16 protein-coding genes and 1 tRNA gene are annotated in these 19,998 nt (G+C 64.4%); 11 read left to right on the top strand and 6 right to left on the bottom strand.

Annotated elements, in window-relative coordinates; translation table 11 throughout:
* From BLR51_RS01920 to BLR51_RS01910, 3 genes are all read left to right on the top strand, one after another.
* On the top strand, positions 1 to 351 hold a 351-nt coding region (locus BLR51_RS01920), incomplete at its 5' end, for a transposase (protein WP_165616713.1).
* Positions 352 to 1,834: 1,483 nt separating this feature from the next.
* Positions 1,835 to 2,461 (top strand): flagellar hook-length control protein FliK, encoded by a 627-nt coding sequence (locus BLR51_RS27640; protein WP_165616712.1) that lies wholly within the window; start codon positions 1,835 to 1,837, stop codon positions 2,459 to 2,461.
* A gap of 9 nt (positions 2,462 to 2,470) precedes the next feature.
* A complete protein-coding gene (locus BLR51_RS01910) occupies positions 2,471 to 3,139 on the top strand; it encodes a flagellar hook capping FlgD N-terminal domain-containing protein (RefSeq protein ID WP_089842926.1) in 669 nt (222 codons plus the stop codon).
* 10 nt (positions 3,140 to 3,149) lie between these two features.
* On the opposite strand, the gene ubiB is transcribed toward BLR51_RS01910, so the two are convergent.
* Together ubiB and ubiE are read right to left on the bottom strand one after the other, a co-directional pair.
* Positions 3,150 to 4,682 (bottom strand): 2-polyprenylphenol 6-hydroxylase, encoded by a 1,533-nt coding sequence (gene ubiB, locus BLR51_RS01905; protein ID WP_089842922.1) that lies wholly within the window; start codon positions 4,680 to 4,682, stop codon positions 3,150 to 3,152.
* A 1-nt stretch (position 4,683) separates the two neighbouring features.
* Positions 4,684 to 5,436, bottom strand: coding sequence for a bifunctional demethylmenaquinone methyltransferase/2-methoxy-6-polyprenyl-1,4-benzoquinol methylase UbiE (ubiE, locus tag BLR51_RS01900; RefSeq protein ID WP_089842918.1), 753 nt, complete (start codon positions 5,434 to 5,436; stop codon positions 4,684 to 4,686).
* A gap of 80 nt (positions 5,437 to 5,516) precedes the next feature.
* Between ubiE and mutM the strand changes: the two genes are divergently transcribed.
* Together mutM and BLR51_RS01890 are read left to right on the top strand one after the other, a co-directional pair.
* Complete coding sequence (mutM, locus tag BLR51_RS01895; protein ID WP_089842912.1) at positions 5,517 to 6,368, top strand: bifunctional DNA-formamidopyrimidine glycosylase/DNA-(apurinic or apyrimidinic site) lyase; 852 nt, start codon at positions 5,517 to 5,519, stop codon at positions 6,366 to 6,368.
* A 64-nt stretch (positions 6,369 to 6,432) separates the two neighbouring features.
* A complete protein-coding gene (locus BLR51_RS01890) occupies positions 6,433 to 7,209 on the top strand; it encodes an enoyl-CoA hydratase (RefSeq protein ID WP_089842909.1) in 777 nt (258 codons plus the stop codon).
* A gap of 39 nt (positions 7,210 to 7,248) precedes the next feature.
* Here BLR51_RS01890 and BLR51_RS01885 read toward each other — a convergent pair whose 3' ends face one another.
* Positions 7,249 to 7,431, bottom strand: coding sequence for a hypothetical protein (locus BLR51_RS01885; RefSeq protein ID WP_089842905.1), 183 nt, complete (start codon positions 7,429 to 7,431; stop codon positions 7,249 to 7,251).
* A gap of 250 nt (positions 7,432 to 7,681) precedes the next feature.
* Between BLR51_RS01885 and rpsT the strand changes: the two genes are divergently transcribed.
* The 5 genes from rpsT (at position 7,682) to gyrB (ending at position 14,746) form a co-directional block, all read left to right on the top strand.
* Positions 7,682 to 7,945: a 30S ribosomal protein S20 gene (rpsT, locus tag BLR51_RS01880; RefSeq protein WP_089842902.1), complete on the top strand. Its 264-nt coding sequence runs from the start codon at positions 7,682 to 7,684 to the stop codon at positions 7,943 to 7,945.
* Positions 7,946 to 8,450: 505 nt separating this feature from the next.
* Positions 8,451 to 9,818, top strand: a complete 1,368-nt coding sequence (dnaA, locus tag BLR51_RS01875; RefSeq protein ID WP_230794847.1) for a chromosomal replication initiator protein DnaA — start codon at positions 8,451 to 8,453, stop codon at positions 9,816 to 9,818.
* Positions 9,819 to 9,969: 151 nt separating this feature from the next.
* Positions 9,970 to 11,088 carry a DNA polymerase III subunit beta gene (gene dnaN / locus BLR51_RS01870; RefSeq protein ID WP_089842897.1) on the top strand — a complete coding sequence of 373 codons (1,119 nt, stop codon included), beginning with the start codon at positions 9,970 to 9,972 and terminating at the stop codon, positions 11,086 to 11,088.
* Positions 11,089 to 11,142: 54 nt separating this feature from the next.
* Entirely contained in the window at positions 11,143 to 12,249 is a 1,107-nt protein-coding gene (recF, locus tag BLR51_RS01865; protein WP_089842893.1) for a DNA replication/repair protein RecF, read from the top strand.
* Positions 12,250 to 12,328: 79 nt separating this feature from the next.
* Entirely contained in the window at positions 12,329 to 14,746 is a 2,418-nt protein-coding gene (gene gyrB / locus BLR51_RS01860) for a DNA topoisomerase (ATP-hydrolyzing) subunit B (protein WP_089842890.1), read from the top strand.
* Between the two features lie 85 nt (positions 14,747 to 14,831).
* On the opposite strand, the gene BLR51_RS01855 is transcribed toward gyrB, so the two are convergent.
* The 3 genes from BLR51_RS01855 to BLR51_RS01845 all read right to left on the bottom strand — a co-directional run bounded on the left by BLR51_RS01855 (position 14,832) and on the right by BLR51_RS01845 (position 18,814).
* The gene (locus tag BLR51_RS01855) at positions 14,832 to 16,184 is read right to left on the bottom strand and encodes a class I SAM-dependent methyltransferase (RefSeq protein ID WP_089842886.1); all 1,353 of its coding nucleotides are present in this window, start codon (positions 16,182 to 16,184) and stop codon (positions 14,832 to 14,834) included.
* Positions 16,185 to 16,253: 69 nt separating this feature from the next.
* Positions 16,254 to 18,482 carry a FepA family TonB-dependent siderophore receptor gene (locus BLR51_RS01850; protein ID WP_089842883.1) on the bottom strand — a complete coding sequence of 743 codons (2,229 nt, stop codon included), beginning with the start codon at positions 18,480 to 18,482 and terminating at the stop codon, positions 16,254 to 16,256.
* A gap of 246 nt (positions 18,483 to 18,728) precedes the next feature.
* Positions 18,729 to 18,814: transfer RNA gene (locus tag BLR51_RS01845), tRNA-Leu, on the bottom strand.
* A 148-nt stretch (positions 18,815 to 18,962) separates the two neighbouring features.
* Between BLR51_RS01845 and BLR51_RS01840 the strand changes: the two genes are divergently transcribed.
* The gene (locus BLR51_RS01840; RefSeq protein WP_089842880.1) at positions 18,963 to 19,946 is read left to right on the top strand and encodes a complex I NDUFA9 subunit family protein; all 984 of its coding nucleotides are present in this window, start codon (positions 18,963 to 18,965) and stop codon (positions 19,944 to 19,946) included.
* The last annotated feature ends 52 nt before the right edge of the window (positions 19,947 to 19,998 follow it).

Genomic DNA, 19,998 nt, shown 5'->3' with positions numbered 1-19,998 from the left:
GAAATCACTCCGGGGCAGACATCCGATTACCTGGGGTTCGACCTGGTCATGGTCAACAACCTGCCAGAGCCGAGCGTCCTGCTGGCTGACAGAGGCTATGATGCTGACCGCATTCGGAAAAAGATGGAGGCGCGGGAGGTGCTCACCCAAATTCCCATGCGCAAATCACGCAGGATGCGCGTGGGTGTGGATCATTCTCTCTATTCCTTGCGCAACCTTGTCGAGCGGTGCTTCAACAAGTTGAAAAACGCACGCCGTGTCGCCACACGCTACGACAAAACCGCTGAGAGCTTCTTGGGCTTCATCGACATCACCTCCATCCGACTTTGGCTGCGCCTTTTGTCAACATGACCTAGTTCGCTCAGGCGGAGAGGGACAAAGACTTGGCGCGCAAGAAATTTCAGTCGCGCCGAGATTTCCTTCGCCCTCCGGCGCAAGCGCAGTCCCAGCAGAACCACCTCTAGAAGACCTGCCCTTGTCGGATGTGGTCAGGCAGGTCGCAGGCAGCAAGGCAGCGTCGCCGACATCACCCCAAACTTTTCCCTCCGTCGCAAGATCTGCGGGTAGGGTTTCTCCCCCTGCGATTAGCGTATCTGTGTTGGCTGGGGATCGGGCGAACACAGGTGACGAGGCGGTATTGCCTGAGACAAGTCGTCTGCCACCTGTTGACGGTCATGCAGTTTTGGCGAGTTCGCTCAAGGCTAGTTTCCACCCGCCTACTCCAGATGCGCAACGCAGCGACAATATGGTGTCGCCCCGTGCACAGAGATCAACGGTTACATCCGTCCCGACCCGCTCCGTCACGGGCGAGCCAGTTCCGGTCGCTCAGGCCCTGTCGACTGAGAGGGCACAAAGCGCCAGTGACGTGACAATGCCCCCTATGCCAAAAGCACCTTTTTCCTTTGTTGTAAGCCGTCTTGCTACGGAAAAGACCGCTTCGTCTGAGCTGACGATAACAAATCCAGATCTGCAAAGCGTAGTTGAGACGGAATCACCCGCAGCAAGATCACCGCAGCGCCCCAGTGTCGCGGATTCAGGTGCGGCTGTCCCATTCCAGGCCAACCATCCTCTGCCGGATACAGAAGGGAGGCACGTAACTGGAAACAAGGCGCGACCCGCTTCAAGCCCGGTCCTTCCTTCAGCCGCAACCCCTCTGGTTCCGGCGGAATCTTGGCCGTCATTTGAAGTAGATGCCGCGCCGCGCCGTTCAGAAACTCCTGTCCTGCCAGCGGCTGTCAGACCGGAGCTTGCACCAGCTATGGCTCCAAAGCCTGATAGCGCAACAGCCGAGATCTTGGAGTTGCCTACGGGGGGAAGGGAGAAGAAAGACATACCTGTCTCAACGCAGACCCACCAATGGGATTCGGGGTTCCCTATCCGAGCTGACGCCAAGATTCTGACCCCAGATCCGGCCTCTCAGGCGGAGGCCGTGACTATGCGCCCGCCAGCTCCCACAACCGACCCTTCACGGGGCGCCTCGACCGTACCGCCTGAGTTGCTCAAAATAGGAGCACAGAGCCAACCGCTGGACGAGCGAAGTGAGGCGGCGGGTGAAATGCTCCCGCGGAGCGCTGATGAAGAGGCGAGTGCGCCTGTGCCGCTGGCGCGCTCTCACTTCAAAGTGGCCTCGGTGGATGAGGTGCAAGTGCGGGGGGGGCCGCCTCTGCAAAGCACGGCGTCTGTCGATCAGCCACCTGCCGAGATTCGTGTCCGCCCCGTTGCGTCGGTCACAGCGCAACAGCCCTCACCGGAGACCGGACGAAGGACAGAAGAGGCGTTGCCTGTACGCATAGACGAGACTGCTTTGGGGCAAGGGCCATCCGCTACGGAGCGAATGCCAACCAAAGCTTTTGCTTTCCCAAGGACTGTTCATAAAAATCCGCCCTTAAACATCCCTTCCAAAGATGTCGTTTTCAATGGCGTGTCTCAGCAAGATGCCCCTCTGTCGCGACAGCGCGGCGCGTCTGTGCTGGCCCCGCGGATCGAGGAGCCGGAAGACCCGAAAATCGATCCCCTTCCTGCTGTCGCCGAGCCGCGCGCGCCACAGGCGACCTCGGGTTTGCAGCTACGAGCGCACCGGCACGAAACAGCAATGCAGGTGATTCGTCAGATCGGGGAGGCCATCGTAGACCGAGGGGGCGATGTAGTGGAACTGCGTCTGGAACCGGAGGAGCTTGGCCATGTCCGGTTCCGCATGACCGGGGGCGAGCATGCTCTGAGCGTGACAATCTTGGCGGACCGCCCCGAAACGCTTGATCTTCTGCGGCGGCATGTCGACCAGCTGGCGCGGCATCTCGACGATCTCGGCTGTTCCGCGACGCAGTTCCGGTTTGGCGAGGGTTCAGGGCAAGGGGGCGCCTTTCACGGTCCCTTTGCCGGGGGAGACGGACCTGAAGACCTTGACGCAATTCCGCAAAACGACACCAGCGAGCCTTCATCCGGGCTCGACATACGGGTTTAGGAGACTCAGATGGACCTGACCAGCACGCAGACCATTTCCCCGACCACGGCTCTGACTGCCACGCCTCAAACTCCACCAGCTGTGTTGAACAGCGACTTTGAGACGTTTCTCCGCATGCTTACGACGCAGGCCCAAAACCAGGATCCGTTCAATCCTGTCGATGCCACCGAATATGCGTCGCAACTGGCAACATTTTCTTCGGTTGAACAGCAGGTAAAGACCAACCAGATTCTCGCCGGACTGGCCGAGCAGGTGACGGGCAGCGCGTTTGAGCGCATTGCGGGCTGGATCGGGATGGAGGCTTTGGTGGACACTCCGGTGCGGTTTGAAGGAGTTCCGGTGACCCTGCGCCTTGATCCGCACAAGGAAGCGGAGTCGGCCAAGCTGGTTGTCAGGAATGAGGCGGGCACGGTCCTTCAGTCGGTGGCCGTGGACCTATCGAAGCCCGAATTGGAGTGGACGGGGCTGGACGAGTCCGGTGCCGCGCATCCAAGCGGCCTCTATCGGTTCGAAATCGAGAGCTATCGGGGAGAAGAGCTGCTTTCGACCACCCCCGCTTTGACCTATGCGCGGGTGCAGGAGGTGCGGCAGCAGGGAACGGATGTGCTGCTGACGCTCGCCAACGGCACCCACCTGTCTGCCGCGGAAGTCCAAGGGCTGCGCACCCCAAATGGCTGAGCCGGTTCGCCTAAAGCCAGCTTTGCATAAGGGTGACGGCTGCCGCTCCGATCGCTGCGCCGAAGACAAGCCACAGGGCGTTTCTCCGCCAGCGCCGGTCCGGGTGGCGGTCCTTCTGCTCCGCCTGGCGTATCAGCGCCTCTTCCACAAGGCCCGGCAGTCTTGGTCCAAACCGCGCCAGCACCACGGCCGTGCGCTGCAGGTCGCGCAGCACGGCGCGCGGTCCGATCGACGTCTTGATGTACTGCTCAACAACGGGATGCGCGACGCTCCAGATGTTCATGCGGGGGTTGAGCGATCGCGCGACACCTTCGACCACGACCATGGTGCGCTGCAGCAGGATCAGCTCTGTCCGCGTTTCCATCCCGAAACGCTCGGTCACGTCGAACAGATAGCTGAGCAGCCGCGCCATGGAGATGCGGGTGGCATCCATGCCAAAGATCGGCTCGCCGACGGCGCGCAGCGCGCGGGCGAATTCATCCACGTCGCGATCGGCTGGCACATAGCCCGCCTCGAAATGCACCTCGGCCACGCGCCGGTAATCGCGCCGGATGAAGCCATAAAGGATCTCTGCATACACGCGCCGGGTGTATTCATCGATATGGCCCATGATTCCAAAATCATAGGCGATGATGTCGCCATTGGGCGCCACCTTCAGGTTCCCCTGATGCATGTCGGCGTGGAAGAATCCGTCGCGCAGGGCATGGTTGAGAAAGAGCTGCAGAACCCGCTCGCTGAGCGCGACGCGGTCATGTCCTGCGGCGTCGATCGCGGCATTGTCCCCAAGCGGCACGCCTTCCGCCCAGCTCATGGTCATCACCCGCCGTCCGGACAGGCCCCAGACCACCTCCGGCAAGGAAAAGCCTGCATCATTGGCGGTGTTGGCGGCAAATTCACTGGCGGAGGCGCTTTCCAGCCGGAAATCCAGCTCGCCCATCACCACGCCTTCAAAATGGGCGATCACGTCCCGGGGCCGCAGGCGGCGCGAGGCCGGAGACAGGAATTCGATCACATCGGCGGCGAGCCAGAAGGCATCCACATCACGACGGAACGCGCGTTCGATCCCGGGCCGCAGCACCTTGACCGCGACCGTCTCCCCCGTTTCGGCCAGCCGCGCCTTGTGGACCTGCGCGATGGAGGCGGCCGCGACGGGGGCGCTGAATTCGGAAAAGACCTGATCCACGGGAAGACCAAGCTCGGCCTCGATCTGGGCCTTGGCGGCCTCGGTCGGGAAGGGGGGCAGCTTGTCCTGCAGCACCCGCAGCTGATTGGCAAGCTCGTCGCCGACCACGTCAGGCCGGGTCGAAAGCACCTGCCCGAACTTGATATAGGCGGGGCCAAGGGCCGAAAGGGCGCGCGGCGCCGGGGGCATCGACGGGTCGCCTTCGATCCCGAGCCATTTGAAGGGCCAGCCCAGCACCCGCGCGGCGACGCGCAGCGCAGGCGGGGCCTCCATCGCGTCCAGCACCACACGCATCGCCCCCGTGCGCTCCAGCGTGGCGCCGGTGCGCACGAGCCGCCAGATATTGTGCGGTCCCTTCATCCTAGATCTTCCACCCCGAATGCAGGCAGGCGATGCCAAGGCTCAGGTTGCGATACTTGGCATTGCCGAAGCCTGCCTCCCTGACCATCTGCAGGAACCGGTCCTGATCCGGGAAGCGGCGGATCGATTCCACCAGATACTGGTAGCTGTCGCGGTCATTCGCGATGACCTGTCCCATGCGGGGAATGATGTGGAAGGAATAGAGGTCATAGACCTTCTGCATCATCTCGTTGGGAATCTGGCTGAATTCCAGAACCATCAGCCGCCCGCCGGGACGCAGCACACGGAACGCCTCGTTCAGCGCCTGCTGGGGCTGGGTCACGTTCCGGATCCCGAAGGAAATCGTGTAAACGTCGAAGCTGTTGTCGGCAAAGGGCAGCGCCATGGCATCCCCAACCACCCAGTCCAGACTGTCGGCGCGGGCCGCCGCCTCGGCGCGCTTCCGGCCTTCGATCAGCATGGGCTCGGTCAGATCGCAGACGGTGGCATGGCCGGACCCGGCGCGGTCCAGAAAGCGGAAGGCGATGTCGCCGGTGCCGCCCGCCACGTCCAGCAGCCGCTGTCCCTTCCGCGGCGCGAGCCAGTCCATCATCGCATCCTTCCAGATGCGGTGGATGCCAAAGGACATGGCGTCGTTCATCACGTCATATTTCGACGCGACGGAGCCGAAGACGCCGCGCACGCGGCCCGCCTTTTCGCTTTCAGGGATTTCGGTAAAGCCGAAATGCGTGGTTTTTGCGTTCTCGTCGGTCATGGGCCTTGTGTCCTTCCGTCCGCACCTCCTTATAGGGCGCGCGTGCCGCGCTGCAATGCGGCCCTTTGGAAAGGAACCCCATGCCCGAACTGCCCGAGGTCGAAACGGTGCGCGCCGGACTTGCCCCCGTGATGGAGGGGCAGGTGATCGCAGAGGCGCGGGTGAACCGGGCGGATCTGCGCTGGCCCTTCCCGCCGCGCATGGCAGACAGGCTGAGCGGGGCAAGGATTCTGCGGCTGCGGCGGCGGTCCAAATACCTTCTGGCCGATCTCGACCGGGGCGAAACCCTGCTGATCCATCTGGGCATGTCGGGGCGGATGCTGGTGTCGGGCGATGCGCTGGGACGGTTCGTGCACGACCATCCTGCCGCGCAGAAGCACGATCATGTGATCTTCGACATGGCTACGGGGGTGCGCATCACCTTCAACGATCCACGCCGCTTTGGCGCCATGGATCTGATGCCGACCACGGGCGCGGAGTCGCATCCGCTGCTGGCGGCGCTGGGACCGGAACCGCTGGGCAACGCCTTTTCCGAATCCCATCTGCTGGCGGCGCTGGCCGGGCGCAGCCTGCCGGTCAAAAGCGCGCTTCTGGACCAGAAGATCGTCGCCGGGCTGGGCAATATCTATGTCTGCGAGGCGCTTTACCGGGCCCGGCTGCATCCCGCCCGTCGCGTCAACCAGATCGCGCCGGAGCAGCTGGCGGCGCTGGTGCCGATCATCCGCGCGGTGCTGACCGAGGCGATTGCCGCGGGCGGATCGTCGCTGCGCGATTTCCGCCAAGCCGATGGCGAGCTTGGCTATTTCCAGCACAGCTTCGATGTTTACGGACGCGAGGGGCAGCCCTGCCGCACCCCCGGTTGCGCAAACATGATCCACCGTCTGGTGCAGTCTGGCCGGTCGTCCTTCTACTGTCCGGACTGCCAAAGATAGCTTGATTGCAGGCATCAAGTTGTTAAGGCTGCGCGACAATGCCAACGGACGGGAGCCCGAAGTCATGGCCTATGAGACGATTATCGTCGAAGTAGACGACGAGGTCGCTACGATCACCCTGAACCGACCCGATGCCCTGAACGCGCTCAACAGCCAGCTTCTGGGCGAGCTGTCGCAGGCGCTGGCCGAGGTGGATGCCAGCGACAAGGTGCGGTGCATCATCGTGACCGGCTCGGCCAAGGCCTTTGCCGCCGGGGCCGACATCAAGGAGATGTCCGAGAAGAGCTTTGTCGAGATGTTCCTCGGCGATTATTTCGGCACGGCCTCTGACGCGATCGGACGCGTGCGCAAGCCCGTGATTGCGGCGGTGTCGGGCTATGCGCTGGGCGGCGGCTGCGAACTGGCGATGATGTGCGACTTCATCATCGCGTCGGACACGGCGAAATTCGGCCAGCCCGAGATCAATCTGGGCGTGATCGCCGGCATCGGCGGCACGCAGCGCCTGACGCGTTATGTGGGCAAGTCCAAAAGCATGGACATGCACCTGACGGGCCGGTTCATGGATGCCGAAGAGGCGGAGCGTGCGGGGCTGGTCAGCCGCGTCGTGCCCGCCAAGCAGCTGATGGACGAGGCGCATCAGGCGGCGGCCAAGATCGCCGAAAAATCGGTGCTGGCCACCATGGCGGCCAAGCAGGCGGTGAACCGCGCCTATGAAACGACCCTGACCGAAGGCCTGATGGCCGAACGCAGCCTGTTTCAGTCGCTTTTCGCCACGGAAGACCAGAAAGAAGGCATGGCCGCCTTTCTGGAGAAGCGCACCGCGCAGTTCCGCGACCGCTGAGCCGGAACCGGGCCCGCCGCGACGGGCGGGCCCCAGAGATCATTTCTGCAGCGGCCCGCGCACGCGGCGGATGGCGGCCTGAATCGCGCGCCAGTCCTGCGCTTCGGCGGTCTGGCCACTGGCGGTCTTTTCCCGGGCCTTCTGGGCGGCTTCCGCTTCGGCCCGTCCGCCATGGCTGCGGTAAAGCGCCTGAGCGGCCTGAGAGATCTGCATCGCGTTCATGTCTGTCCTCCTCGGTCAGAATGGGCTCGTCCCCTGCTTGCAGGGACTCCCCTTTTACAGGATTTTTGCCCAAAATCCCATGTCGGATGCCGCCGGGGCTTTGCATTGGGCGGAAAATGGTCTATGCGCCGCCGTTACATGCGCGTGATGCCCGCTCTGGCAGGAATCGGTCCGACAATGACAGGTCCGGGTCTGGCGGCTTTCGCGCGCCCAAAATTCAGACCCTGAGACAAAGACAGGACCGATCCAAATGGCAAATTCGCCCCAGTCCAAGAAGCGCGCTCGTCAGAACGAGAAGCGTCACGCCGTCAACAAAGCCCGCCGGTCGCGCATCCGCACCTTCCTGCGCAAGGTCGAAGAGGCGCTGGCCTCTGGCGACAAGGACGCCGCCACCGCCGCCCTGCGCGCCGCTCAGCCCGAGCTGATGCGTGGTGTGACCAAGGGCGTCTTCCACAAGAACACCGCCTCGCGCAAGATTTCGCGCCTGTCCTCGCGGGTCAAATCGCTGGGCTGAAAAGCCACACAGGACATTTGTCTTGATGGAAAAGGCGCCACTTCATGTGGTGCCTTTTTTCGTTTCAGACCCTACATTTACGAAAGATAGATTCTTTTAGGGGATTCACCGGAGTCAAGTTTGAAGATCGGTTGCTGCCGTTCCGCGAAGGTTGGTAATTTGCCCGAGCGAGTCACATCGCTTGGGGGGACAGGCACGCGGAAAAGGTCCACAATTTCGTGAGATATGTTCCGCCGATTCAAAGGTCTGCTGCTCAGACCTTTGGAGCTGAGGGCTAAGGCGCCCGGCCAGTCCAGCAATACGCGCGCACAGCGCAAGTCAGGGATGCTCCGGATTGGGATTTTCCGGAGGCACTCCTTTTGTGTCTGTGACGCCGGGGATGGCAGGCCATCCCCGCACCTGTGCTCACTCGGCACGGGAGGGTGTCTTGCGTTCCGGGCTGTGTGACCGTTCGGGGCCAGTGTGTGTGAAGACCCGAAGGACAGACCAAAACGGAGCGGGGTTGATGACGAAGGAACAGTGGGGCGCATTGCAGGACAGGCTGAGCGACACGATCGGTGAGAACAACTACCGGACGTGGATCAAGCCGCTGCAATTCCACGGAATGGAGGCCGACGGGGTGGCGGTTCTCCTGGCGCCCACGAACTTTATCGGCACGTATGTGTCGCAGAACTTTGGCGACCTGCTGCTGTCACAGCTGGCGTCCCTAGATACCACAGTGCGCCGGATCCAGTTCCGCGTCGCCAATCTGCAGCGTCCGGCGCCGCGTCCCGCAGCGGCTTCGGCCCCTGCAGCTTCGGCCCCGGCTCAGGCGGCTGCGTCCAACGACCTGCTGCCCGGCGCGCCGCTGGATGGCCGGTTCACGTTCGACAATTTCATCGTGGGCAAGCCGAACGAGCTGGCCCATGCCGCCGCGCGCCGCGTGGCGGAGGCGGAAACCGTCACCTTCAACCCGCTGTTCCTGTATGGCGGCGTGGGCTTGGGCAAGACCCACCTGATGCACGCCATCGCGCTGGAGCTGCGCAACAACCGGCCCGATCTCAACGTGCTTTACCTGTCGGCGGAGCAGTTCATGTATCGTTTCGTGCAGGCCCTGCGCGAACGCCGCATGATGGATTTCAAGGAGCTGTTCCGGTCCGTCGACGTGCTGATGGTCGATGACGTGCAGTTCATCGCGGGCAAGGATTCCACGCAGGAGGAATTCTTTCACACCTTCAACGCGCTGGTCGACCAGAACAAGCAGATCGTCATCTCTGCCGACCGTGCGCCGGACGAGATCAAGGATCTGGAAAACCGCATCCGGTCGCGCCTGCAGTCGGGGCTGGTGGTGGACCTGCACCCCACCGATTATGAACTGCGTCTTGGCATCCTGCAGTCCAAGGTGATGAACTACCGCGCGCAATATCCCTCGCTGAAGATCGATGACGGCATTCTGGAGTTTCTGGCGCACCGCATCTCGACCAACGTGCGGGTGCTGGAAGGCGCGCTGACCCGGCTCTTCGCCTTTGCCTCGCTGGTGGGCCAGCCCATCACCATGGAACTGACGCAGGACTGTCTGGCCGACGTGCTGCGCGCCTCGGACCGCAAGATCTCCATCGAGGAGATCCAGCGCAAGGTGGCGGATCACTACAACATCCGGCTCAGCGACCTGATCGGGCCGAAGCGGCTGCGCAACTTTGCCCGCCCGCGGCAGGTGGCGATGTATCTCTGCAAGCAGCTGACCGCCCGGTCGCTACCCGAAATCGGTCGCCGCTTCGGCGGGCGCGACCACACCACGGTCATGCATGGCGTCAAGCGCATCGAAGAGCTGCGCAGTCAGGACAGCCAGATCGCCGATGACGTCGAGCTTCTGCGCCGCGCGCTGGAAGCCTGAGACCCCGTCACAACACATCCGCCCGGGGCTGCCGCAAGGCGGCCCCGCGGACTTGACGCTGTCGTGAAAGCGTCGGATCAATCGCAAAACAGGTTGGAGCGGTTCCGGCACGATGCCGGGCGGCACCTCCGGCCCACGGAGGAACAGGGTGATGAAAGTCAGCATTGAACGGGCGACGCTGCTCAAGGCCGTAAGTCAGGCGCAATCGGTGGTCGAACGGCGCAATACCATCCCGATCCTTGCCAATGTGCTGATCGAGGCCGAGGGCGATGCGGTCAGCTTCCGCGCCACCGATCTGGACATCGAGGTTCTGGACCGTGCCCCCGCTCAGGTGGAGCGGGCCGGATCCACCACGGTGTCTGCCGTGACGCTGCATGAAATCGTGCGCAAGCTGCCCGATGGCGCGCTGGTGGGGCTGACGGCGGATGCCGCCTCCGGACGGCTGACCGTGGCGGCTGGCCGCTCGACCTTCAGTCTTGCGACGCTGCCGAAAGAAGATTTCCCGGTGATGGCCTCGTCGGAATACAGCTCCAACTTCACGGCCAAGGCCGAGGTGCTGCGGCGGCTGTTCGACAAGTCGAAATTTGCCATTTCCACCGAAGAAACCCGCTATTACCTCAACGGCGTCTACATGCATGTGTCTGACGGCGAAGATGGCCGGGTGCTGCGCTGCGTGGCGACCGATGGCCACCGGCTGGCGCGCATCGATGCGCCGCTGCCCGGCGGGGCCGAAGGCATGCCCGGCGTGATCGTCCCGCGCAAGACCGTGGGCGAATTGCGCAAGCTGCTGGACGAGGATGACATGGACATCGACGTGTCGGTGTCGGAAACCAAGGTGCGCTTTGCCACGCCGCAGATCACCCTTACCTCCAAGGTCATCGACGGCACCTTCCCCGATTATTCCCGCGTGATCCCCACCAACAACACCCGCCGTCTGGAAGTGGACGCGGGCGAGTTCGCCAAGGCGGTGGACCGCGTGGCCACGGTGTCGTCGGAACGGTCGCGCGCGGTGAAGCTGCAGCTGGACGAGGACCGGCTGATCCTGTCGGTCAACGCGCCCGACAGCGGCGCCGCCGAGGAAGAGCTGGCCGTCGCCTATGCCGACGAGCCGCTGGAGATCGGCTTCAACGCCAAGTATCTGCTGGAAATCGCCAGTCAGGTGGACCGGGAAAACGCCGTGTTCCTGTTCAACTCCTCGGGCGATCCGACCCTGATGCGCGAGGGTGGCGACATGTCTGCGGTCTATGTCGTGATGCCGATGCGGGTCTGAGGCGGCGCGCATCCCGTTTGCAGCGCGCGCCCGGATCGGCGATAGCATCGGGCCATGGTCCAGCATCTGTCCCGCCTGACGCTGTCGCATTTCCGGTCCCATACGCGGATCGCACTGGATCTTGACGCGCGTCCGGTGGCGATCTTCGGCCCCAATGGCGCGGGCAAGACCAATCTGATCGAGGCGGTGTCGCTGTTTTCGCCGGGGCGGGGGCTGCGCCGCGCCTCGGCGCAGGACATGGTGCGGCGCCCGGAATCGCTGGGGTGGAAGGTGACCGGCCTGCTGCGCGACGGCGACAGCGCGCATGACCTTGCCTTCCTGTCCGATCACGGCGCCGCGCGTCAGGTCAGCGTGGATGGCAAGCCCGCGCCGCAGGTGCATCTGGCGCGGCTGGTGCGGGTGCTGTGGCTGATCCCCGCCATGGACCGGCTGTGGATCGAGGCGCCAGAGGGGCGGCGGCGGTTTCTGGACCGCATGACGCTGAGCTTTTTTCCGGATCATGCCGATCACAGCCTGACCTATGAAAAGGCCATGCGCGAACGCAACCGGCTGCTGCGCGACGAGGTGCGCGATGGTCACTGGTATGCGGCGCTGGAAAACCAGATGGCGCAAAGCGGCGCCCTGCTGACCGCCAACCGCCGCGCGGCGCTGGACCGGCTGGCGCAGGCGCAGGACGGGGCGGAGACGCAGTTTCCCGCCGCCACCCTGTCGCTGCTGGAGGGCGAGGCGCCGCTGCCAGAGGCTGCGGCGGATCTGCGCGCCGCACTGGCCGATCACCGGGGCCGCGACATGATGGCGGGGCGCACCCTGCTGGGGCCGCATCGCGCCGATCTGGCGGGCGTGTTCGCGGCCAAGGGCGTGGCTGCACAGGACTGCTCCACTGGCGAACAGAAGGCGCTGCTGATATCGCTGATCCTTGCCAATGCCCGGGCGCTGGCGGCGGAAACCGGCACGCCGCCGCTTCTGCTGCTGGACGAGGTGGCGGCCCATCTGGACGCCTCCCGCCGCGCGGCGCTTTATGATGAAATCTGTGCGCTGGGGGCGCAGGCGTGGATGACCGGGACCGGACCCGAGTTGTTCATGGACTTGGGCGCCCGGGCGCAGTATCTGGAAGTCACGGAACGTGAGGGCCAATCGGTCGTTGAAAACCGCCGGTTGTGATACCAAATCTTGTGTCAGCGGCGTGACATTCTTTGCGGAAACCCGTATAAAACCAACAAAAATCATGAAGGAAGGCGGCATGGCCGAACCGGCAAGCGCACCGCAGGAATACGGCGCGGATTCCATCAAGGTTCTCAAAGGGTTGGAGGCAGTCCGCAAGCGTCCCGGTATGTATATCGGGGATACGGACGATGGCTCTGGCCTGCATCACATGGTCTATGAGGTCGTGGACAACGGCATCGACGAGGCGCTGGCGGGCCACGCGGATTTTGTGAGCGTGAAGATTCACGCCGACAGTTCCGTGTCCGTGCGCGACAATGGCCGCGGCATCCCCGTGGACATGCACACCGAAGAGGGCGTGTCCGCGGCAGAGGTCATCATGACCCAGCTGCATGCGGGCGGCAAATTCGACCAGAACAGCTACAAGGTCTCGGGTGGTCTGCACGGTGTGGGCGTGTCCGTGGTCAACGCGCTGTCGGTCTGGCTGGAGCTGCGGATCTGGCGCAATGGCAAGGAACATTACGCCCGGTTCGAACATGGCGACACGGTCGAGCATCTGCGCGTCGTGGGCGATTCCAATGGCGAACAGGGCACCGAAGTGCGGTTTCTGGCCTCCACCGGCACCTTCTCTAACCTCGAGTACAGCTTCGAGACGCTGGAAAAGCGCCTGCGCGAACTGGCCTTCCTGAATTCCGGGGTGCGGATCCTGCTGGAGGATGAACGCCCCGCCGAACCGCTGCGGTCCGAACTGCATTACGAAGGCGGCGTGCGCGAATTCGTCAAATATCTCGACCGCTCCAAGCAGCCGATGATGGCGGATCCGATCTACATGACCGGCGAACGCGACGGCATCGGGGTCGAGGTGGCGATGTGGTGGAATGACAGCTACCACGAAAACGTGCTGCCCTTCACCAACAACATCCCGCAGCGGGACGGTGGCGCGCATATGGCGGGCTTCCGCGGCGCGCTGACCCGGACGCTGACCCGCTACGCCACCGAAAGCGGCATCGCCAAGCGCGAAAAGATCAGCTTCACCGGCGATGATGCCCGCGAAGGTCTGACCTGCGTGCTGTCGGTGAAGGTGCCGGATCCCAAATTCTCCAGCCAGACCAAAGACAAGCTCGTTTCCTCCGAAGTGCGGCCCGCGGTCGAGAATCTGGTGAACGAGAAGCTGGGCGAGTGGTTCGAGGAAAACCCCGGACAGGCCAAGATCATCGTCGGCAAGATCGTCGAGGCGGCGCTGGCGCGGGAAGCCGCGCGCAAGGCCCGCGAACTGACCCGTCGCAAGACGGCGATGGACGTGAACTTTCTGGCGGGCAAGCTGAAGGACTGTTCGGAAAAGGATCCGTCCAAGACCGAACTCTTCATCGTCGAGGGTGACTCCGCCGGCGGCTCCGCCCAGACCGGGCGCGACCGGGGCACGCAGGCCATCCTGCCGCTGAAGGGCAAGATCCTGAACGTGGAGCGGGCGCGGTTTGACCGGATGCTGGCCTCGCAGGAGATCGGCAATCTGGTGATGGCGCTTGGCACCGGCATCGGGCGGGATGAATTCAACATCTCGAAGCTGCGCTACCACAAGATCATCCTGATGACGGATGCAGACGTGGACGGCGCGCATATCCGCACGCTGCTGCTGACCTTCTTCTACCGGCAGATGCCCTCGCTGATCGAAGGCGGGTTTCTGTATATCGCGCAGCCACCGCTGTTCAAGGTGACGCGCGGCAAGTCCGAGGTCTATGTCAAGGATCAGGCGGCGCTGGACGATTACCTGATCAATCAGGGTCTGGACGGCGCGCAGCTGGTGCTGGGCACGGGCGAGGCGATGGCCGGGCAGGATCTGGCGCGGGTCATCGACGAGGCGCGGCAGCTGAAGCGGGTGCTGGATGCTTTCCCCACCCATTACCCGCGGCATATTCTGGAACAGGCGGCGATTTCCGGCGCCTTCGTGCCCGGCGCGGTGGAACAGGATCTGCAGGGGGTCGCCGACAAGGTGGCGAAGCGTCTGGATCTGATCGCGGTGGAATACGAACGCGGCTGGCAGGGGCGGATCACGCAGGATCGCGGCATCCGTCTGGCCCGCATCCTGCGCGGCGTCGAAGAGGTGCGCACGCTGGACGGCTCGCTGCTGCGCTCGGGCGAGGCGCGGCGCACCGGCAGCTTCACGCAGGCGCTGCAAGCGGTCTATGACCTGCCCGCCACGCTGGAACGCAAGGACCGCAAGCAGGCGATCTATGGCCCGCTGGGGCTGCTGCAGGCGATTCTGGAAGAGGGCGAAAAGGGTCTGTCCCTGCAGCGCTACAAGGGTCTGGGCGAGATGAACCCGGGCCAGCTGTGGGAAACCACGCTGGATCCGGATGCGCGCACCCTGCTGCAGGTCAAGATCGACGATATGGCCGAAGCGGATGACATGTTCACCAAGCTGATGGGCGACGTGGTCGAACCGCGCCGCGATTTTATCCAGCAGAACGCGCTGAACGTCGAAAACCTCGATTTCTGATCCCGTGCCTGCCCCTGGGGGCGGGCGCCTTGCGATGCCACAGACCTCGCCGCGCGGTTCTGCGCGGCGGGGTTTTTGCTGCGGCTCAGCCCCGGTCCAGCCCGAACAGCGCGCGCAGCGCCTGCGGCCCGCCCCCCGCGCCCAGATCGGCCATCTGCGCAGGGGGCACCGCCCGCCCGCTCCCCAGCGGCGCCGCGCAGAGCGCGGGCACCCGCGCGCCCTGTGCGGCCTCTGCCAGCAGCAGCCGGTTGAGCCGCGCTGCCCCCGGCGCGCGCGGCGCGCGCCCCAGCGGATGCGCAATCCCGGCCCAGAGCGCCATCTGCAGCGCCTGATTCAGCAGCCCCGGACGCCCGGCAAAGGGCGGGATGGTCTCGATATCGCCGAACCGGGCCGGACCCTGCGCCAGCCGCGTCAGCAGCGGCGCATAAAGCCGGGGATCCGCCTCCACGGGGCCGATGGGGGTGGTGAAGGTCAGCGCGGCAGGCGGCGGCGCGCCGGGCAGCAGCGCCCAGACCACGCCGCGCAGCAGCGCCAGATGCGCCTCGTCCCCGGCGGGGGCTTTGGGCCGGGTGAACAGATCGTAGCGCAGCGCCTGATTGCGGGCGAGATCCTTCATCGTCTCGCGCAGCACAGTGTCGCGCACGCCAGCAAGGCTCCGCGCCGCCTGTTCGGGGATCGAGGCGGCATCGATGTTGTCGAGCGGCGTGGCGCTGCCCCGCCAGACCAGCCCGCGATCGGAAAACAGCCCCGCCACCTCGCCGAAGGCCAGCGGCTGAAAGGTGGCGTTCATGTATTCGTGCCGGATATAGCCGGGCGGCTGGGTCAGCAGGTTGTCCAGCGTCTGCGCGGCATGGGCGTGCATCTGGAAAAACCCGGCCTTTGCCTCGCGCAGCGCGGCCAGCCGGGCCAGCCCTTCGGCCACCGGATCGGGCGCCCCGGCGCAGGCCCGGAACACGGCGTGAAAGGCGCGGAAGGCGGCACCACCCGGTTCGCTCATATACTGCACCGCCGCGACGCCGCCGGGCGCCAGATGGGTGGCGATGAAGGCGGCGAGGGCGGTGCGCACCTCTGGTCCCACCCATGACAGCACGCCATGGGTCACGATCATGTCGAAGGGCCCCGCCAGCCCCTGCGGATCGCGCAGATCGGCGCAGTGAAACTCCAGATTGTCGAGCCCCGCCGCCTTGGCCCGGGCGCGGGCGGTGGCGATATGGCGCGGGTTCAGGTCGATGCCGGTAAAGCGCATGTCGGGATTGGCGGCGGCCAGCAGCGCGGCGCTGAACCCCTCGCCGCAGCCCAGTTCGCACCAGTGCCCCCGCGCGGGCGCGGGATGCCCCAGCGCCACCAGCACCGCCGCCAGCCAGCCGGGCGCCTGTTCGGGATGGAACACCGGCGGATAGTCGTGATCGGTCAGGTAATCGGGCTGGGGGGCGGTCATGCGCTGCTCCGGAACTGCGGCGCCGCCCGGAGCGGATCCGGGCGGCCCGTAATGGTCGGGACGAGCCGATCAGAAGGTCTTGGTCAGACCGATGAAATAGGCACGCCCCGGTTCGTTGAAGGTCTCCGACCCGTTGCCGGTGCGCTCGATCGAGGTGTCGAACAGGTTGGTGACCCCCGCAGAGATGTGGGAGTCGTCGCCCAGATCCCATTTGGCTGACAGATCGACCAGCGTGTAGGGATCACGCTCGGTCAGATCGGCCTCGTCGGTGACCTCGACATTGGTGCTGAGCGTGGTGGTGATGGTCGGGATCGTGCCGTAATGGGTGGCCGACAGCCGCAGCAGCAGATCGTCGGTGGCCTGCCAGTCCAGCGCCGCGTTGACCGTGTAATCGGGCACAAGGCTCAGCGGGTTGCCGGTCTGCTTGTTTTCCGATTCCGTCATCACGGTGAAGTTCATGTTGAAGGCGAAATCCTCGGCAATCGGGGTGTAGAAATTGCCTTCCCAGCCCGCCACCACCGCTTCGGGCACGTTTGCCCACTGGAAGACGGAGCCGCCGGTGGATGGATCGACCTCGCCGCCGACCACATCCGCAGCGATGCGGTCGCGGTAATCGTTGTGGAAATAGGTCAGGCTGAAGCTGCGGCCCGAAAGGCCGTTATAGGCCACGCCGATTTCCTTGTTGATCGAGATTTCCGGATCCAGATCGGCATTGCCCTGAATCCGGCAGGGGCCGCTGAACCCGTCCGGGCAGCCCATGCCCATGGTGTTGTAATAGTAATCCGGGTTCAGCTGGAACAGGTTCGGCGCCTTGAACGCCCGCGCGATGCCCACTTTCATCGACCATTCGTCGTCGAAATCATAGGTGGCGTTCAGGCTGGGCGACCAGTTGCCGCCGAACTTGTCGGACCTGTCGTAGCGCAGGCCCGGAGTCAGGGTCAGCCGGTCGTTCACAAGGATGTTGGCTTCGGAATAGACGCCCCAGATGGTCTGGCGCTTGGCGTCTTCGTCCTTGAACTCGTCGCGGGTCGGGCTGGCGGCCAGCAGCGCGTCGGGGATGTCCTGATTGATGCGCTCGGCCCGCAGTTCGGCCCCCAGCGTATAGGTGGTTTCCGCCCCCATCAGGCTGCCATACAGATCCCACTGCGTCTTGCCCGACAGCGCGTCATAGTCGGTATCGACCCACGCCACATCGTCATTGGTGCCGTCGCCGTCACTGTCGACGCAATAGGACAGCGTGCCCTCGCCACCGCCGGACGTGCCTTGGCACAGCGCGCTGTTCAGCGTGCGTTCATACTGAAGATAGCTCTGCGAACTGCCGAAATCGTAATCGCCAGTATGGGTGACCGCCAGAACGGTGCGCGTGTCGCGGCGGGTTTCTTCGCCCACGGGGCTGAAGGTGCCGGTGGTGTCGTCGCCGATTTCCTCGGTCACGCCCGAGCCGAAGCCGGTTTCCCCCGCAAAAAGGTTGGTCTGCCGAGAATGGGTCAGTTCGAAATCCAGCGTGTTCTGCGCGTTCAGCTGCCAGCTCAGCAGGGCGCCCAGATCGCGGTTGGTGACCCCTTCGCTGCCAGCGGCCTCGCCCTCGTTGATGTCCGGATCGTCGCCATCGGTCTTGTTGACATTGGCATAAAGCCGGTAGCTCAGCCGGTCGTTCAGCGGGCCTGCGAACAGCACGTTGGCGCGGCGGGTGACGCCCTCCTTGTCGCTTTCGGGGGCATCAAAATGCAGGCTGACCTGTGCGGTCGGTTCGTCGAGCTGCTTTTTGGTGATGATGTTGACCACACCGCCCGCCGCGCCAGAGCCATAGCGGGCGGCAGCCGGGCCGCGGATCACCTCGATCCGCTCCACCAGTTCGGCGGGCACCCAGTTGGAATCGCCGCGCGTGTCGCGTTCGCCCTGACGGCCCATGCGCGCCGCATTGCGCGAGGTCACCGGGCGGCCATCTACAAGGATCAGCACGTTTTCCGGACCCATGCCGCGAATGTCGATCTGGCGCTGGTTGCCGCGCTGGCCAGAGGCGCTGTTGCCGGTCAGGTTGACGCCGGGTTGCTTGCGGATGATGTCGGCGATATCATTGACGACAGGCTGCTTTTCCAGATCTTCCCCGGTCACCGTCGAGGCGCCGAGCGCCTGCTTGATCTGGTCCTCGGCGCTGATGACCAGCGTGCCAAGGTAGCCGTCACCGGCGGTTTCGGAGTCTGTGGACTGGGCGCGGGCGGTGCCGACCAGCGTGCCCATCGACACAAGTAGAAGAATGGCTGTGCCGGACGCAAGGCTTGCGCGTTTTGTCGCCATGGGACGGATCCTGACCTGAAAGGGTGTCTGGCTGGCGAAAAGCTTGCTTTGCCGGTCAAAGACGCTCTGGGGACGGATTTCTCAAGTGTTTCTGTCAAGTATATGCCGCGACTGTTGCAGCCCTGCATCTGTGGGCGCAGGACGCGCGCGGACATGGCTCTGGCTCGACGGGGCGTGCACAGCAAAACGCCCGCGATCCCGCTGCGAGCGGCGGGACATATCGGGAGATTTTTAGGGGGGAGTAAGTGGTGCCCAGGAGAGGACTCGAACCTCCACGGCCTTGCGGCCACTGGCACCTGAAGCCAGCGCGTCTACCATTCCGCCACCTGGGCACAGGTGGTGAAGGGGCGTTTAAGGGGAGTAGCAAACAGTGTCAACGGGTTTTTTTCATTTCGTTTTCCCGGCGACACCACGCCACCTTGCCCGGCCCGGCCTGCATGGGTATTCAGGTCCGGAGAACCTCGCAGCAGGAGTCGCCAGATGAGCAAACTCGTCACCATTTATGGGGGATCCGGCTTTGTCGGTCGTTACGTCGCCCGTCGTATGGCCAAGCTTGGCTGGCGCGTCCGCGTCGCCGTCCGGCGTCCGAACGAGGCGCTGTTTGTCCGCCCCTATGGCACGGTCGGTCAGGTGGAGCCGGTGCTGTGCAACATCCGCAACGACGAGTCGGTGCGGTCGGTGATGATGGGCGCCGATGCGGTGGTCAATTGCGTGGGCACCTTCGATGCCCGGGGCAAGAACAGCTTTGACGCGGTGCAGCACGAAGGCGCCGCGCGCATCGCCCGCATCGCCGCCGAACAGGGCGTGGCGCATATGGTCCATATCTCGGCGCTGGGGGCGGACCGCGACAGCGAGTCGGCCTATGCCCGGACCAAGGCGCTTGGCGAGGATGCGGTGATGGCGGCGTTCCCCGGTGCCGTGATCCTGCGGCCTTCGGTGATCTTCGGCCCCGGTGACGGCTTCTTCAACCGCTTCGCGGGCATGTCGCGCATGGGGCCGGTGCTGCCCGTGGTGGGGGCCAACATCCGGTTCCAGCCGGTCTATGTCGATGACGTGGCGCATGCCGCGGTCAAGGGCGCCACGGGCGAAGCGTCGCCCGGCATCTATGAACTGGGCGGGCCGGAGGTGGAAACCTTCCGCGAGCTGATGGAGGGCATGCTGAAGGTGATCCGCCGCCGCCGTCTGATCGCGGACATCCCCTATGGCGTGGCGAACATCATCGCCAGCGTGTCGGAATTTGGCCAGCGCATGACCGGCGGGCTGTTTCCGGCGCAGATCACCCGCGATCAGGTGGTGATGCTGCGCAAGGACAACGTGGTGTCCGAAGGCGCGCGCGGTTTTGCCGAACTGGGCATCACCCCCACCGCGCCCGAAGCGGTGCTGCCGGAATATCTGTGGCGCTTCCGCCCGTCCGGCCAGTACGACGCCATCAAGGAATCGGCAGGCGGCCTGCGCGCCGACTGATCCTGCCCGGCTCTGCCCCGAATAGAAACGGCCCCCAATTCGGGGGCCGTTT

It is taken from the genome of Salipiger marinus, assembly GCF_900100085.1.
Classification (GTDB): domain Bacteria; phylum Pseudomonadota; class Alphaproteobacteria; order Rhodobacterales; family Rhodobacteraceae; genus Salipiger; species Salipiger marinus.
This window is presented reverse-complemented; position numbering and strand designations above follow the sequence as displayed.

What these genes read in the sequence shown, in the direction of transcription:
- BLR51_RS27640 (WP_165616712.1), top strand. Translation starts at nt 1,835, where the DNA reads ATGCCAACCAAAGCTTTTGCTTTCCCAAGGACTGTTCATAAAAATCCG.
- BLR51_RS01910 (WP_089842926.1), top strand. Translation starts at nt 2,471, where the DNA reads ATGGACCTGACCAGCACGCAGACCATTTCCCCGACCACGGCTCTGACT.
- ubiB (WP_089842922.1), bottom strand. Translation starts at nt 4,682, where the DNA reads ATGAAGGGACCGCACAATATCTGGCGGCTCGTGCGCACCGGCGCCACG.
- ubiE (WP_089842918.1), bottom strand. Translation starts at nt 5,436, where the DNA reads ATGACCGACGAGAACGCAAAAACCACGCATTTCGGCTTTACCGAAATC.
- mutM (WP_089842912.1), top strand. Translation starts at nt 5,517, where the DNA reads ATGCCCGAACTGCCCGAGGTCGAAACGGTGCGCGCCGGACTTGCCCCC.
- BLR51_RS01890 (WP_089842909.1), top strand. Translation starts at nt 6,433, where the DNA reads ATGGCCTATGAGACGATTATCGTCGAAGTAGACGACGAGGTCGCTACG.
- BLR51_RS01885 (WP_089842905.1), bottom strand. Translation starts at nt 7,431, where the DNA reads ATGAACGCGATGCAGATCTCTCAGGCCGCTCAGGCGCTTTACCGCAGC.
- rpsT (WP_089842902.1), top strand. Translation starts at nt 7,682, where the DNA reads ATGGCAAATTCGCCCCAGTCCAAGAAGCGCGCTCGTCAGAACGAGAAG.
- dnaA (WP_230794847.1), top strand. Translation starts at nt 8,451, where the DNA reads ATGACGAAGGAACAGTGGGGCGCATTGCAGGACAGGCTGAGCGACACG.
- dnaN (WP_089842897.1), top strand. Translation starts at nt 9,970, where the DNA reads ATGAAAGTCAGCATTGAACGGGCGACGCTGCTCAAGGCCGTAAGTCAG.
- recF (WP_089842893.1), top strand. Translation starts at nt 11,143, where the DNA reads ATGGTCCAGCATCTGTCCCGCCTGACGCTGTCGCATTTCCGGTCCCAT.
- gyrB (WP_089842890.1), top strand. Translation starts at nt 12,329, where the DNA reads ATGGCCGAACCGGCAAGCGCACCGCAGGAATACGGCGCGGATTCCATC.
- BLR51_RS01855 (WP_089842886.1), bottom strand. Translation starts at nt 16,184, where the DNA reads ATGACCGCCCCCCAGCCCGATTACCTGACCGATCACGACTATCCGCCG.
- BLR51_RS01850 (WP_089842883.1), bottom strand. Translation starts at nt 18,482, where the DNA reads ATGGCGACAAAACGCGCAAGCCTTGCGTCCGGCACAGCCATTCTTCTA.
- BLR51_RS01840 (WP_089842880.1), top strand. Translation starts at nt 18,963, where the DNA reads ATGAGCAAACTCGTCACCATTTATGGGGGATCCGGCTTTGTCGGTCGT.